This is a genomic window from Micromonospora sp. NPDC047548, from assembly GCF_040642975.1.
In the GTDB taxonomy this organism is placed as follows: domain Bacteria; phylum Actinomycetota; class Actinomycetes; order Mycobacteriales; family Micromonosporaceae; genus Micromonospora.
The window spans coordinates 1-15208 of the sequence record NZ_JBEYTI010000038.1; the positions used below are offsets into that span (position 1 = coordinate 1).

11 protein-coding genes and 1 pseudogene are annotated in these 15208 nt (G+C 70.7%); 1 reads left to right on the top strand and 11 read right to left on the bottom strand.

The annotated features are described in order from the left end of the window. Positions 1 to 343: 343 nt before the first annotated feature. Positions 344 to 632: pseudogene (locus ABZ807_RS26625) on the bottom strand (transposase); the annotation flags it as partial. Positions 633 to 833: 201 nt separating this feature from the next. On the opposite strand from ABZ807_RS26625, the gene ABZ807_RS26630 reads away from it, so the two are divergent. Further along, a complete protein-coding gene (locus tag ABZ807_RS26630; RefSeq protein ID WP_357163459.1) occupies positions 834 to 1736 on the top strand; it encodes a DUF5996 family protein in 903 nt (300 codons plus the stop codon). 347 nt (positions 1737 to 2083) lie between these two features. Here ABZ807_RS26630 and ABZ807_RS26635 read toward each other — a convergent pair whose 3' ends face one another. The 10 genes from ABZ807_RS26635 to ABZ807_RS26680 all read right to left on the bottom strand — a co-directional run bounded on the left by ABZ807_RS26635 (position 2084) and on the right by ABZ807_RS26680 (position 14816). After that, on the bottom strand, positions 2084 to 4678 hold the full coding sequence (locus ABZ807_RS26635) for a M64 family metallopeptidase (protein WP_357163462.1): 2595 nt from the start codon (positions 4676 to 4678) through the stop codon (positions 2084 to 2086). Between the two features lie 261 nt (positions 4679 to 4939). After that, positions 4940 to 6469, bottom strand: a complete 1530-nt coding sequence (locus ABZ807_RS26640; protein WP_357163468.1) for an aldehyde dehydrogenase (NADP(+)) — start codon at positions 6467 to 6469, stop codon at positions 4940 to 4942. After that, positions 6462 to 7961 (bottom strand): NAD(P)/FAD-dependent oxidoreductase, encoded by a 1500-nt coding sequence (locus tag ABZ807_RS26645; RefSeq protein ID WP_357163471.1) that lies wholly within the window; start codon positions 7959 to 7961, stop codon positions 6462 to 6464. The genes ABZ807_RS26640 and ABZ807_RS26645 overlap by 8 nt, the downstream gene beginning before the upstream one ends. After that, positions 7954 to 8259, bottom strand: coding sequence for a (2Fe-2S)-binding protein (locus ABZ807_RS26650; protein WP_357163474.1), 306 nt, complete (start codon positions 8257 to 8259; stop codon positions 7954 to 7956). The genes ABZ807_RS26645 and ABZ807_RS26650 overlap by 8 nt, the downstream gene beginning before the upstream one ends. Next, positions 8256 to 9413 carry an FAD-binding oxidoreductase gene (locus ABZ807_RS26655; protein WP_357163477.1) on the bottom strand — a complete coding sequence of 386 codons (1158 nt, stop codon included), beginning with the start codon at positions 9411 to 9413 and terminating at the stop codon, positions 8256 to 8258. The genes ABZ807_RS26650 and ABZ807_RS26655 overlap by 4 nt, the downstream gene beginning before the upstream one ends. Positions 9414 to 9469: 56 nt before the next feature. After that, positions 9470 to 10153 (bottom strand): GntR family transcriptional regulator, encoded by a 684-nt coding sequence (locus tag ABZ807_RS26660; RefSeq protein WP_357163480.1) that lies wholly within the window; start codon positions 10151 to 10153, stop codon positions 9470 to 9472. Continuing rightward, a complete protein-coding gene (locus ABZ807_RS26665; protein WP_357163483.1) occupies positions 10150 to 11151 on the bottom strand; it encodes a proline racemase family protein in 1002 nt (333 codons plus the stop codon). The genes ABZ807_RS26660 and ABZ807_RS26665 overlap by 4 nt, the downstream gene beginning before the upstream one ends. Then, positions 11148 to 12080 (bottom strand): dihydrodipicolinate synthase family protein, encoded by a 933-nt coding sequence (locus ABZ807_RS26670; protein ID WP_357163486.1) that lies wholly within the window; start codon positions 12078 to 12080, stop codon positions 11148 to 11150. The genes ABZ807_RS26665 and ABZ807_RS26670 overlap by 4 nt, the downstream gene beginning before the upstream one ends. A 47-nt stretch (positions 12081 to 12127) precedes the next feature. Beyond that, complete coding sequence (locus ABZ807_RS26675; protein WP_357163489.1) at positions 12128 to 13453, bottom strand: aminopeptidase P family protein; 1326 nt, start codon at positions 13451 to 13453, stop codon at positions 12128 to 12130. 70 nt (positions 13454 to 13523) lie between these two features. After that, positions 13524 to 14816 (bottom strand): alpha/beta fold hydrolase, encoded by a 1293-nt coding sequence (locus tag ABZ807_RS26680; RefSeq protein ID WP_357163492.1) that lies wholly within the window; start codon positions 14814 to 14816, stop codon positions 13524 to 13526. Positions 14817 to 15208 lie beyond the last annotated feature (392 nt).

Sequence of the window (15208 nt, forward strand, 5' to 3'; positions counted from 1 at the left end):
TGGATCAACAAGCCCGACCAGGAAACGAAGACCGTCCCGCAAGCCGCTTAATTAATTAACTCCCGCTGGCCTCAATCCCTTGACACGTTCCGCGATGCCGTTGAAGACCGAGGCGAGGATGGTGACCGTAACGTAAGCGGCGAACATGAACCGTCCCTTTGTGGTTGTTTGCTTCAAGGACGAGCTAGCCCGGTGGGATGTGACTGGCTGTGCTGTGACCTGAAGCACAAGCAATGGCGTGGCCCCTGTACCGTGCGAAAAACTCGTCGCACAGGGTGTGAGCTGCTGTTTCGCGACAGTGACACAGGATGACAGGCGTGTTGGTTCGGCCGCTGCACCTCAGTGCGCTGGGGCCCGACGCCACTTGCCCGAACAGGGCCCTGGTCGCGCAACACCGCCAGATCAGCGATCGCTTCCCCACCATCGGCGAGCATGACCGCCACGTCCACCGCCACCCGGCCAGGGTCATGACCTACCCGCCGGACCCGCAACGGCGCGAGAGCGTCGATGAACGCCCCGGTCAGCCCCGTGGCATCGGCGAGGTCGGCCAGCAGCCGAGCCCCGGTATGCCCGACGACACCCCGCCCGTCAGCAGTGGCAACGATCTTCGGACGCGACCCGGTAACCTGAATCTAGAAAGTTCCCTCCGCGGCGAATGGTTGCGACCCTCAGCAGTCCCATCCTTGCAGCCCGGAGGGCACTTTCACGTTCACGCCCCGTCCCCAACGGCACGCCTTCATGAGGCGCGAGGTTGGCGCCCGTACGGCCATCGGATCGGAAGGATGCCGACAGTGGGCCCGGATGGTGCACAGCACGCTGTCGGAGGAGTCCGAATGACCGAGTTGTTCCCGCCGATCCCGCTGTCCGCCTGGGCGGACTCGAAGGAAACCGTCCACCGGTTCGCGCAGATCGTCGGCAAGATCCGGCTGGACCAGGCACCACCGCGCAACCACTGGTGGCACGTGCCGTTCCACCTGACCGGCCGCGGCATCACCACCCGGCCCATGGGCCGGGACGTGATGTTCGCCATCGACTTCGACTTCGTCGACCACCGGCTGGTCATCAACACCCTGGCCGGCCAGACGGTCTCCTTCCCGCTGCCCGGCCTGTCCGTCGCGGCGTTCCACGAGCGACTGTTCACCGCACTGTCGTACCTCGGCATCCGCGTCCACATCGAGGCCGAGCCCTACGATCTGACCGACAGCATCCCGTTCGCCGAGGACACCACGCACGCCGCCTACGACCCGTACTGGGTCAACCGGTACTGGCAGGTACTCAACCAGGTGGGGCTGGTGCTGGAGGAGTACGCCGGCCGGTGCAACGCCAAGACCAGCCCGGTGCACCACTTCTGGCACACCTTCGACATCGCGGTCACCCGGTTCTCCGGCCGGCAGGTTCCCCAGCCGGACACCGTCGACCCGGTGACCCGGGAGGCGTACTCGCACGAGGTGATCAGCGCCGGCTTCTGGTTCGGCGACAAGAACATTCCCGAGCCGGCCTTCTACTCCTACACCGCGCCCGAGCCCGACGGCCTCACCGAGGAACCGCTGCGACCCGCGCAGGCGCGCTGGATCGAAAGCCGGGGTGCACACCTCGCGCTGCTGACGTACGACGACGCCCGCGCCGCCGCCGACCCGCGCGCGACGGTCCTCTCCTTCCTGGAGAGCGCCTACCAGGCCGGCGCCCGCCGTGCCGGCTGGGATACAAGCGAACTGCGCACCCAGTACGCACCCTGACCGCCGGCACCAACGTGACCGGTGCCCGTCGTGCCGCCGGCCCGGCAAGGTCATCGTCCGGCTAATGTCCTGAGTCGTTGCTGATCGGCCTGGCCAACCACGCCGACGCCAACGGCCGCGGCGCGTACCCGTCACCGGAACGCCTCGCGCTCTAGGCCCGCAGGTCCGTCCGATCGGTACAACGCGACCTGACCGAACTGGCCCGCCGCGGCCTGGTCCGACGCGGCCACGGGCAACGGCTTCGGCGCGGCCCGCGACTCCGAGTTACGAGACGTCCCTCAATGGCAAAAGAGTGGTGGGCCGGCGATTGCCGGCCCACCACCTGTTTCTATTGCGGCGACGGCGCGCTACAGAGCCGCGCAGTCACCGCCCTTGGCACCGTTCATCGTGTTCGGTGCGCCGAAATCCTTGACCGCCGCGCTGTTGCCAGTGCAGCTCAGCGATCCGTTGACCCGGCTACCGACCAGGATGGGCCCGTAGGCGCCGGTCAGCCGGCTGAACCGCTCGTTGGCGGCCACCTGGACGTTGTCCGAGAGGGTGAGCGAGCCGTCGAAGGTGCTGCCGGCAATCGTCACGTCCCGGGTGGCTCCGGTGATCCGGGTGGGGCCGTTCACCGTGCTGCCGAACAGCTGCACCGCCTGGGCGCCGGTCGCCGTCAACCCGCCGTTGATCGAGCTGTCGCTGACCACCAACGAAGCGCCTGGACGCACCGATACCCCACCGGCCACCTGGGCGCTCTTGAGGCAGGTCACGCCCTCGGTGGCCACGACTCGCGGTTGGTGGCCGGTGAGCGTCCTCGTGCAGTCGGGCGACGATCCCGGCAGCACGGTGGCCCGGTAGGCGCTCGGCTCACCGATGTTGCCAGCCGGGTCGATCGCCCGGTGCTCCACCAGGTGCGTGCCGAAGCCCGGCACGAACCCGCCGCCCGGGTGGTTGTCCGGCAGCGTCTGCTCGAACGCCGCCTTCGACAGACCGCCGGTGCCGAGGTTGCCGTACGTCAGCGCCTTCACGGTCGTGCCCGAGTGGCGAAACTTGAACGGCGACTCGGGCATCGGCTGCTCGGGGAACCCGAAGTAGTTGAACCACCCGTCCTTGTCCAGCCGGAGCTGGCCAACGACATGGCGGTCGTCGTCGTATCCGGTGTGGTCGTCCTGCGGGTCCAGCCACATGTCCCAACCGTCGAAGTACACCGGGTGCTCCATGCTGTCCGCGAGCCGGGTCAGCGGCTCCGACAGGGTGCGCGGTGCGCTCGGCCGTGCGTTGTCGACGGTCCATTCGATTCGGTCGGAGACGCCACCCGGATCGGCCGGGTCGGTCACCGCCGCGGCCAGCTGGTAGGTGCCCGGCGCCAGATTCAGCGCATCGAGGTCAAGGTTGCGGCTGTTGTGCGGGTTCGACAGCGTCTTGCCGTCGAGCGACCAGGTCACCTCGAGAGTCCGGTCGTTCGGGTGGTTGGTTCGCACGTAGACCACCTCGTCACCGGCGACCGGCTGGGTGTTCAGCGTGGCGCCGGTGATGGTCGCCGCAGGCGACGACGGCGCCGTCTTTGTGTCACCCACCGTCCATTGCCGGGTCTGCACGAACCGCGCCCCGTTGTAGCCCGAGTTCGTGGCCGTGTTGCTGGTTGACGGGTTGCGGACCCAGTCGATGCCGTCCGGCCCCACCGGATCACGTACCTCGACATGCACCACGGTCCCGGCGGGCAGGTCCAGCTCACCGAGGTCGAGGTTGCGGCTGTTGTGCGTGTCGAGCACGGTGCCGTCCGGGCCACCGATTCGCCAGGTGACCTGCAGCTCGTGGAAACGCGGCTGCCCGGTCTCGACCCACAGCACACCGTCGGACGCCACCGTGCCCAGCGGGGTGTGCCGGACGTTCATCTGCCCGGAGTTACGCATACCTGTCACCCGGGCGACCATGTGCTCAAGGCCGATCTGGTCGAAGTCGAACCCGATCCAGCGCATCATCGAGTGCTGGCTGGGCCGGCGCTGGCCGCACGGGTACGTGCCGCCGCCCTCGTGCAACCCGATCGTGCCGCCGGACAGGCTCTCCTCGCCGATCCAGCGCCACCACTTCTGCTGGTCCTCGACCATCTTCTGCGGATCGCTGTAGATGGTGTGGTGGAAGCTGCTGGGCTCACCGCCGCTGTAGCAGGGGCGCACCACGTCACGGGAGGAGTACGGGTACTCGTCAACCAACGTGCCGAGCGAGTGGCCGATCTCGTGCAACGAGATCAGCGGCCCCTGCGGGGAGCCGCCGGAGGTCGTCGCGTTCGTACCGCCGATCCCGCCGTACGTGAACGTGTTGAAGATCGCCAGGGTCTGCACGTTCTGCGCGGTACGAGGGATCCCCATCACCGGCGCCACGTAGGTGTCGATGATCCGGTTCTGCGCCTGGGTGCCGGTCTCGCAGGGGTTGACCCCGGCCGGGTAGTAGGCGGCGTAGCTCGCGCAGTCCAGCGGTGCGCCGCCGTAGACGGTGCCGCGCGCCAGCGGGTCGTTACAGCCGTCCTGGAAGATCATGCGCAGCGCGGTGTTCTTGGCGTTGATCGGACCCTCACGCTGGCCGCTGTCACGGATCGTGCCGTCCGGGTGGCGTACCCGGCCATCGGGGTCGCACCGGACGCCATAGTCGATCGAGGCGATCTCCACCGCATACACATTGATGTAGTCGCGATAGGTCCGGAACGGTTCCGTGGCCCACATGACGGCCAGGTTGCGGTCCACGTCCTCCAGGAAGAGCCGCTGCTGGTCCCACTGGTAGCCGTCACCGAGAATGACCAGATTCAGCCGCTCGGTCGCCGGGCCGGTGACTTGAATCGGATGCACCTTCGGGCTGGGCAATGGCATCGGCGGGCTGTCCGCCGGAGCGCCGCTCGCCGGGCCGGCGCTCAGCAAGCCGGCCACCAAGGCTACCGCCGCGAGGGTCGCGACCTTGAGTCTCACTGGCTATCCACCTCACCTTCATCCGCCGGCATTTCCCTCCGGCCACCAGAAGCTAAGTCCGGCAAGGATCGGGAATCACCAGACACCTGACGGAACTTCTGTGGGCACCGGCCGTCCAACGTCGCAACGCGCCGATCCACCGGGACTTCACCAAGGGGCGGCTTCGGCCCTCGACCACCAGCTCAGCCTGGTCGACGGCCCGACATCCGAGCAGGAAGTCGACTGCCACAGCGAAACCCGCAAGCGCCGGCACCTGAACCGCTACGAGGTCGTACGGACTCCGTCGATCATGCGGGGAAGGCCGAGCGGGTTGGCCTCGCGCAGCTCCGGTGGGAGCAGCGGGTCGGGGGTGTTCTGGTAGCAGACCGGGCGCAGCCAGCGCTCGATCGCGGTGCTTCCCACCGAGGTCGCGCCGCTGGTGGAGGCGGGGTAAGGCCCGCCGTGATGCATGGCGGGGGCCACCGTCACCCCGGTGGGCCAGCCGTCCACGACGACCCGCCCCGCGATCTCGCTCAGCCCGGCGACCAGTTCCGCCGCCGCGCCGTCCCGCTCGTCGGCAGCCAGGTGCACGGTCGCCGTGAGGTTGCCCGGCAGGGCGCCGAGCACCCGGTCCCGCTCGGCCGTCGAGCCATAGCGGACCAGCACGGTGACCGGCCCGAAGCACTCCTCCAGCAGCTCCCGGTACGGCCCACCCTCGGCGAGCCGCGACGCCGCGACGGTCAGCACGCCCGGCCGGACGGCCAGCGGCGCAGCGTCATCGCCGGCCTCCCCCGCCCCGAGCGGTTCCGTCACGCCTGGGAGCGCGGCACGGGAGCGGACTCCGGCGAGGAACGCCGCGCGCATGCGCGGGTCGAGCAGCGGCCCGGACGGGACCGCCGCCGTGGCGACCGCCCGGATGACGGGGTCGCCCGCCGGTCCCTCGGGGATGAGGACGAGACCCGGCTTGACGCAGAACTGGCCCAGACCCTGAGTGTACGAGGCAGCGAGCCCCGCTCCGATCTCTTCCGCTCTGGTCTCGGCCGCCCGCGCGGTCACCACCACCGGGTTGAGACTGCCCAGCTCGCCGTGAAATGGGATCGGCCGCGGCCGGGAGGACGCGATGTCGAACAATGCGCGACCGCCGCGCACCGAGCCGGTGAACCCGACGGCCGCGGTAAGTGGGTGCCGTACGAGTTCCGGGCCCGCGTCGAAGCCGTGGACCAGGCGGACGACGTCCTCGGGCAGCCCGACCTCAGCCGCCGCCGAGCGGAGGATCCGGGCGCACAGGACGGAGGTGGCCGGATGGTCCGGGTGCGCCTTGACCACCACCGGGCACCCCGCGGCCAACGCGCTCGCGGTGTCGCCGCCCGGCACACTGAAGGCCAGCGGGAAGTTGCTCGCCGCGAATACCGCGACCACGCCCAGCGGCACCTTGTAGCGCCGCAGGTCGGGGCGGGGCGCGGGCTTCGCCAGCGGGTCGGCATGGTCGATGATCACGTCCAGGTGGGCGCCGGCTTCGACCACGTCCCCGAATGCGCGGAGCTGGTAGCACGTGCGGGCGAGCTCGCCCGTGAGTCGTACCCGGCCGAGCGCCGACTCCGCATCGGCAGTCGCGATGATCTCCTCGCCGCTCTTCTCCAGGAGCGTGGCAGCCGTGCGTAGCAGGTCTGCCCGCGCGGCGCGGTCCCTGAGTGCCGCGCCGGCTGCGGCGGCGGCCCGCACCGCCTCGTCCACGTCCTCCGCCGTCGACTCGGTCCCGACGCGTCCCTGCGGCTCTCCGGTACGCGGGTCGATGCTCAGCACGTCACTCACGTTCTCGTCCTCTCTTGCGTCGCGTCTTCTCTTCAGTCGCGCCTTCGGTCGCCTCGACGGCCGTCGTGTCTTCGGCCAGGGCGGCGAGCTCCCCCAGGGGCACCGGTACGGCGAAGCTGCGGGTGGCCAGCGGGCGCAGGTCCTCCGACGTGGTCTCACGCCTGCTCAGACAGGCCGCGATCTCGGCGGTGGCGAAGCCGCACACCCGTCCCTGGCACCAGCCCATCCCCGGCCGTGCCAGCATCTTCAGCGTGCGCGCATCCGCCGCGCCGAGGTCGTCGTGCGCCCGGCGCAGGTCACCGTACGAGACCTCCTCGCAACGGCAGACCGGGGTCGTCTCCGACAGCCAGTGCGGCCACGCCCGCGGCACCGGATAGGTCCGGTGCATGGCGGCGGCGAACCGGCGCCCCCGCCGGACGGCGCTTCGCAACCGCCTCATCACGGCCGGGTCGGCCGGCTGGCCCAGTGCGGCGGCGAGGGCGAGCGCGCTCAGCCGTCCTTCGTGGACGGCCAGGGCCGCGCCGCCCACGCCGGTCGCCTCGCCCGCGACGTACAGACCCTCGACGGTGCTGCGCTGATGGTCGTCAACGGCCACGACGAGGGATCCGTCGACGTCCTTCGCCGTCTCGGCGCCGAGCATGAGCGGCAGTTCGAGCGACGGGGTGAAGCCCCACCCGAGCGCCACGAGGTCGGCGGCGATCTCCTCGTCCGGTCCGGCCGGGCGGCCGTCGCGGTCCACCCTGGTGATCCGGGCCGCCTCGACCCTGTCCGTACCGAGGATCTGACGAATCACGGTCCTCGTCCGGTACGGGATGCGGTGGCGGGCCATGAGCGCCGCGTACTGCAGTGCCTCGACGCCCTTGCCCGGCGCGGAGATCGCGCCGACCGGGTCGCGCAGCCAACCGAGCGTTCCGTTGGCCTCGACGACGGCCGCGACGCTCACCCCGGCCCGCGCGAGGCCGGTGGCCACGGGAAGCAGGAACGGGCCGGTGCCGGCGACAACGGCTCGCCGTCCCGCCGGCGTGCGATGCCCCTTGAGCAGGGCTTGCACTCCTCCTGCGGTCATCACGCCGGGCAAGTCCCAGCCGGGGAGGGGCAGTTGCCGGTCGTATCCCCCGGGGCACAGGATCAGCGCCCGCGCGATGAACGTACGGTCCGCCCCGTCGGCCGTGGACGTGGCGACCGTCACCCGGAGGGTGAACGCGCCGCTCTCGCCCCTGGTGATGAGCCAGACCTGGTGCCCGGGCAGGTAGCGGATCCGACCTTCGGCGCGGAGGGCGTACATGCGGTCCCGCAGCCCGGTGAAGACCGGCCAGCCGTGATGGCCGACGCGATCGTCGGGGCGGGCGTGGTTCTCGTCGTAGTGCCGCCAGTACTGCCCGCCGGGTTGTCCGGCGGTGTCGATCAGGGCGACGCCGAGCCCGGCCTCGGCGGCCTCGACGGCGGCGGCGAGCCCGGCCGGGCCCGCGCCGACCACGGCGACGTCATGCACGGGTGGCATCGTCGTTCCTCCGCTCGCCGGCGTCTTCGAGGTCTGCGCCGGTCTCGGCGTCGTCGCCGAGGCTCATGCCATCGATGGCGGCGACCAGGCAGGCGCGCTGGTCGGGGACGCCGTCGACGGTGATCAGGCAGTCGAAGCAGACGCCGATGCCGCAGAACAGCCCCCGGGGCCTGCCGCCCTTGCGGGTGGTGCGCCAGTCGGGGATTCCGGCGGCGACCAGCGCGGCGGCGACGCTCTGGCCGGGGTCAGCCGGAACGGTGGCGCCGCGGAAGGTCATCTGATGAGTCATCGGAGCGCCTCCTCGGCGTCGGCGAACCGGTCCGGGGCGAACGGCGTGAGGTCCAGGTCGGGCCGCTCGCCCGCGAGCGCCTGGGCGATCAGCCTGCCGGTCCCGGCGGACAGGCCGACGCCGGCGCCCTCGTGGCCGCAGGCGTGCCAGAGGCCGGGCGCGCGGGGGTCGGGACCGATGACGGGCAGGTGATCGGGGCAGTAGGGGCGGAAGCCGAGGTAGGTGCGCATCGCGCGGACCTTCCGAAGCATCGGAAACAGCGCGATCGCCTTGGCCGCGAGCATGCCGATCGCGGGGACGGAGACGGTCCGGTCGAAACCGACCCGCTCGCGCGACGCGCCGACGAGGATGGTGCCGCTGGCGGTCCCCTCGACGACGGGCGAGGTCTGCAGGGCCGCGTCGGAGCTGGCCACGTCGCCGACGTACCCGGCGGCGTACACCTTGTGGCGGATCGTCCGGGGCGGCATCGGCTGGGTGACCAGGACGAAGCCGCGCCGGGGCAGCACCGGGACGCGCACCCCGGCGAGGCCGGCGACGCCGGCGGCCCACGTGCCGGAGGCGTTGAGCACCGCCCCGGCGGGGATGTCGCCGCCGGGCGTCCGCACGCCCGTCACCCGGGCGCCGTCGCGCAGGAACCCCGTCACCTCGGTACGCGTACGCACCTGCGCCCCGCGCTCCCGGGCCAGCCGCAGCAGGTGCGCCGCGACCAGCATCGGCTGGACCTGGGCGTCCTGCGGGTAGAACGCGCCCCCGGCGAGCTCCGGGGAAAGATGCGGCTCGTAGTCACGCAACTCGGTCCGCGCGACGTCACGGACCTCGACACCGCACCGGCGCTGGCGGACGGCGAGCTCGCGCAGCGACGCGACGTTCTGCTCCGACGCCGCGACGACCAGGCCGCCCTTGGACTCGAACTCCCACAGATCGGCGTGTTCCGCGAGATCCTCACGCCAGACCCGCTGCGAGTACAACGCCAGGTCGAGCTCGGGACCGGCCTCCTTGTCGGACACCAGCACGTTGCCCTCTCCGGCGCTGGAGGTGCCCCCGGCGATCGCGCCGCGCTCGACGACGACCACCCGCACCCCCACCAGCGATGCGAAGTACGCGCTGGCCGCGCCCACGACGCCCGCCCCGACGACCACGAGGTCCGCGCTCATGCCGCCGCCGTGAGACTCACCGGCACTGTGCTGATGATTCGCTCGCTGACGCTCACTCATGCCGTGTCCTTTGCGCCACCTGCCCACAGACCTCGCACATGGCCGATGTGCCGGTGCATCAGCAACTCGGCCCCGGACGGGTCGCGGGCTTCGATGAAGTCCAGGAGCTCGTGGTGCTCGGCGGCCGAACGGCCCAGCCTGCCGCTCTCCAGCAGCGGGGTCAGACCGAGCAGCCGGGTCTGCGAGCGCAGGTCGGAGACGACGTCCACCAGGAACCGGTTACCGCTGTAGCCGAGCAGGGTCAGGTGGAAGACGTGGTCGGCCTCGATGTAGCCGACCAGGTCGCCGCGCTCCGCCGCATCGACGATGGCCTGCGCCAGCGTCCGCAGTTCGGGGATGTCCTCCTTCGGGATCACCGCCACGGCGTCCCGCACGGTCGGCGGCTCGATGAGCAGCCGCACGGCGGCCAGGTTGTCGAGGTCCTCCTCGGACATCTCCGTGATCCGGAAGCCCTTGTTCGGCTGGGGGACGACCAGGCCCCCCTTCACCAGGTCGAGCATGGCCTCCCGCACCGGTGTGGGCGAGACGCCGAGCTGCGCGCCCAGCGCCGGAGCCGAGTAGACCACGCCGGGCTCCAGCTTGCCGGAGATGATCGCGGCACGCAGGGCGTCCCTGGTTCGGTCGCGGAGGTTCTCCCTCCGGTCGACACCAGGCAGGTCGGGCACGGGCACCGGGCTCACAGCAGGAACCCCGCGGGAAACGGGTCGGTGGGGTCGAGGTGGAACTGCGAGGTTGCGGTGACCCACGCCCGGCCGGTGATCGACGGCAGCACAGCGGGCAGCGACCCGACCGTGGTCTCGTCGAGCAACCGCCCGGTGAAGCGGGTGCCGATGTACGACTCGTTGACGAAGTCCTCACCGATACCCAGTTCGCCGCGCGCGTGCAGCTGCGCCATCCGGGCGCTCGTGCCCGTGCCGCAGGGAGAACGGTCGAACCAGCCGGGGTGGATGGCCATGGCGTGCCGCGACAACCTGGCGGTCGAGCCGGGGGCCTTCAGATAGACATGGTGGCAGCCGTTGATGTCGTTGCGCTCGGGGTGGATTGGCCGGTCCTGCTCGTTCACCGCCTCCATGATCGCCAAACCGGCGGCCAGCAGGTCGCCGGCGCGGGACCGGTCGAAGGGCAGCCCCAGCTCCGCCAGATCGACGATCGCGTAGAAGTTCCCGCCGAAAGTCATGTCGTACCGGACCTCGCCGAAGCCCGGCACCTCGACCGTCCGGTCCAGCGCGTGTACGAACGACGGGACGTTCTGGATGGTGACCGACTCCGCCGCACCGTTTCGCACCGCCACGGACGCGACGACCAGCCCGGCGGGGGTGTCGAGCCTGATCGTGGTCACCGGCTCGACAACGGGCACCATCCCCGTCTCGACGAGCACCGTCGCGACCCCGATCGTGCCGTGGCCGCACATCGGCAGCAGCCCGGACACCTCGATGAAGAGCACGCCGTAGTCGGCGTCGGGACGGGTCGGCGGCTGCAGGATCGCGCCGCTCATCGCGGCGTGGCCGCGCGGCTCGTACATCAGCAGCGTGCGAATGTCGTCGCTGTTCTCCATGAACCACAGCCTGCGCTCGGCCATGGTCGCCCCGGGGATCGTGCCCATGCCGCCGACGATGACCCGGGTGGGCATGCCCTCGGTGTGCGAGTCGACGGCGTGGAACGTGCGGCGGGACCTCACTTGTAGCCCTTGCTCAGGACGGCTTCGGTGTCGGCGGTGATCCTGGCGGCCAGCTCGGGCGAGAGCGGCAGTCGCGGCGGACGACAGGTGCCGCCCCTGCGGCCGGCGATGTCCATCGACAGCTTGATCGACTGGACGAACTCGGTCTTGGAGTCCCAGCGCAGCAGCGGGTGCAGGTCGCGGTAGATCGGCAGCGCCTTGGCGATGTCGGCGGGGTCGCCCGAGGTGGCCAGCCGGTAGAGCTCCACGGTGCTCTCCGGGATCGCGTTCGGATAGCCGGCGATCCAGCCGACGGCGCCGGCGATGCCCACCTCGAGCAGCACATCGTCGGCGCCGATCAGGATGTCCAGGCCGGGTGCCAGCTCGCCGATCTCGTACGCCCTGCGGACGTCGCCGGTGAACTCCTTCACGCCGACGATCAGGCCCTCGTGGAACAGTTCGGCGAGCAGCGCGGGAGTCAGGTCGACCTTGGTGTCGATCGGGTTGTTGTAGGCGACGACCGGCAGCCCGGCCCGGGCGACCTCGCGGTAGTGCTCGACGACGGCCCCGCGATCGGCGCGGTAGGCGTTCGGCGGCAGCAGCAGGACGGAGGTGGCCCCGGCCGCGGCGGCCTGCTCGGCCCAGCGGCGGGCCTCGAGCGCACCGTAGGCGGCAACGCCGGGCATGACGCCGAAACCGGCGGGGGCGGCCTGGACGGCCACCTCGACGACCCTCGCCCGCTCCTGCGGGGTCAGCGTCTGGTACTCGCCGAGCGAGCCGTTGGGCGTCACCCCGTCGCAGCCACCGGCGGCGAGGAACCGTACGTGCTCGGCGAACCCGTCGTAGTCGACGGAGAGGTCGTCATGGAAGGGCAGTGCCGTCGCGACGTGAACGCCACGCCACGGCTTGGCTGGTCCGGCCGTTCCTGCTGCGCCGGCGGGGGTGGTCATTGAGGTCTCCTTGATGGTCGTACCGCGAAGCATCGGACAGTGCAATATCAGCTGGTTTGGGCTGCCATCCATTTCTCCAGGCCGTCGGCTTCCAGCGGCAACGCGCGGGACAGCACCTCCGCGCCGTCCGGCGTGACCAGGAGGTTGTCCTCGATGCGCACGCCGATCCCGCGCAGCTCCGGCGGCACCGTCAGGTCGTGCGCGTGGAAGTACAGCCCGGGCTCGACCGCGAGCACCATGCCCGGTGCCATGACCGCGCCCTGATAGGCCTCCTCGGCGGCCCGGCCGCAGTCGTGCACGTCCAGCCCCAGGTGATGGCCGACGCCGCACACCAGATAGCGCCGGTGGTGCTGGCCGGTGTCGGAGAGCGCCTCGTCCACGGAGACCGGCAGCAGTCCCCAGTCCGCCAGTCCCCGCGCGATCACCTCCATCGCCGCATGGTGGAAATCGGTGAATCGGCGGCCGGGGCCCACCGCCGCCAGCCCGGCCCGGTGGGCCCGTTCCACCAGGTCGTGCACCTGCCGCTGGACCGCAGAGAACCGCCCGGAGGCGGGGAGCGTGCGGGTGACGTCGGCGGTGTAACAGCTCTTGACCTCGACGCCCATGTCGAGCAGGAGCATCTCGTCCGGCAGCACCGGGCCGTCGCAGCGCACCCAGTGCAGCGTGGGCGCATGCTGGCCACTGCCGACGATCGTGGCGTAGCCGGGGCCGTTGCCGTACGCCCGGGCGTACCGGTCGAAGGTGCCCTGCAGCCACCGCTCCCCGGGCCCGGCGATCGCGGTGGGGATCTCGCGGACGACCGCGGCGAAGCCCTCGACCGTGCGGTCCACGGCCTCGCGGAGCTGCCCGATCTCCCACTCGTCCTTGTACATGCGCAGTTCGGCGAGGGTCCGGCCAACCTCCTCGTCCCGGGTCACCTCCTCGGTGAGCTCCGCGAGCGGCCGGACCTCGACGCCGAGTGCCTGCGCCCAGTCGGCCAGCCCCGGCACGGCCCCGACCCACAGCTCGCCGTATCGGGCGTCGGACCAGAAGCCGGCGTCGCCGGGACAGGCGGGCGGCGGCAGGTAGAGCGTCGCGTCACCGCCGCACAGCACCACCACGGCGTTCTCGATACCGCAGCCGGTCACCCAGACAAAGTCGCTGTCCGGGCGGAAATCGTACGTCGTGTCGTTGCTGCGCACGGGCGCCTCCCCCGCCGCCAGCACGATGGTCCGGCCGGGGAGCGCCTCGGCCAGCCGGGCCCGGTGGGCCGCCGCTGCCTCCACGGCACCGGGGACGACCGACGGTGTGCGGTCGGGCACGCCCCATCCCGTGGTCATGTACTCCGTGAACGCCGCAACCTCGGACAGCTTTGGCGGCTTGCCTTCGCGCAACGGTGACTCCCTCTGTCTCGCGGACCGGCCGGCTCCGGTGCGGTCTGCCGGCGGCTCTGGCCACGTGTCCTCACGCATCGGCGACTCCTCCTCCCACCTGGCGGACCAGCTCGGTCAGCCGGGCGAAGACCTTGTCGTCGCCGATGCCGTCGTGTTCGTACTCGTTGGTGACCCAGGTCTGGACGTTGCCGACCCGGGACGCGGTGTCCAGTTGCAGGCCGGCGTCCACGTACATGTCGTCGTAGTAGACGGCGGCGGCCACCGGGACCTCGTTGGCGGCCAGCCGGTCGAGGTCGTAGAGCTGTGGCCACTCCTCCCGGACGGCCAGCAGCTCGACGGCGCCACGGAACGGGCGCAGCTCGGCGATCTCCTCGAACATCCAGGGATAGATCATCTCCCCGGTGAACAGCAGCGGCCTGGCCTCCTCCGCGAACCGCGGGTACCTCCCCCGTTCGGCCTGCGCCGCCCAAGCGGTGGCGGCGGCGCCATGTCCGTAGATGCTCTCCTGCAGGACCGCGAACAGCGGGTTGTCGCTGTAGGAGGTCCTGGCCAGCACCTGGTGCAGAAACGTCGCCGACAGCTCGTCCCCCGAGAAGGCCTCGTCGAGCAGCCAGTGCATGCGCTCGTGTCCGGGCTTCATGCCGAGGTCGATGCCGAGCGACTGCAGCCGCCGGACCGTGAGCACGTCGCCGTCGGGCAGCAGCACATCGCCCTCGGCCAGCCGGTCGGCGATCCGGCCCACCTGGGCAACCTGGTGGGGGTAGCGCCGGTAGAACGCCCTGTTCTTCGCCTCGACCCGAGGATAGGTGCGCCGGTAGACCTCGGCCGCCGACGGGTCGAGACCGGGCAGGCCGCCGGTGACGTAGCAGGCGCTCAAGCCTTCCGGGGCCTTCGACAAGTAGGTCAGCGTGATGAAGCCGCCGTACGACTGCCCGAGGGTGGACCAGCGCCGGCCGCCGAAGACGGTCTTCCGCAGGTGCTCGTGGTCGGCGAGGATCGAGTCGGCCCGGAAACACGCGAGAAAGCTGGCAGCCTCCTCGGCCGTCGCGAACCCGCTCATCCGGCGACCGTCGATACGGGTGCTGCGACCGGTGCCGCGCTGATCCACCAGGACGACGCGGTAGTCGCGCAGCGCCTGGCCGAGCCAGCCGGACCGGCCAAGCGGGCGCGGGCCCTTCCCGCCGGGTCCGCCCTGCAGGTAGACCAGGCACGGCAGGTCCTCACCGGCCCGTACCGGATCGACGATCTCACGGGCGAAGATCTGGATGGTGCCGCGCGCCGGATCGGACCAGTCCAGCGGCACGTCGGTCACGTGATCGCGGACGCGCATGCCGGGAATCGTGTAGGTCGCGACAACGGTCATCGGGCCTGCTTCTCCTGCCGGATGCGCTCGACCGTGTGCCAGGGATCGACGACGCCCACCGCCGCAGTCCGCACGGCTCCCGCGTGATCGTGTGCACACGGATTGAGCTGCCGAGACGCCATCAACACCTCCCAGTAAGGTGTGCCATTGCACTGATCATAAGCACGACCGAGGGGCCCCGCCAAGCGGGGGCAGCGGGGAATCGACTTTGACCGCCAAGCGGGGGGCGACAGCCGTGACACGGTCAAACAATCGCCTGGTGGCGAGCTGCCATGAGGGCCAACCGGCCCCGGCTCGCCCGAGAACCCCAGACCTCCAAGTGGAGAGAAATAGCCATAAAAATGTCGTAGTGCATCACAAGTAACATTGCACTCGGCTGTTCGTGAGGTCCT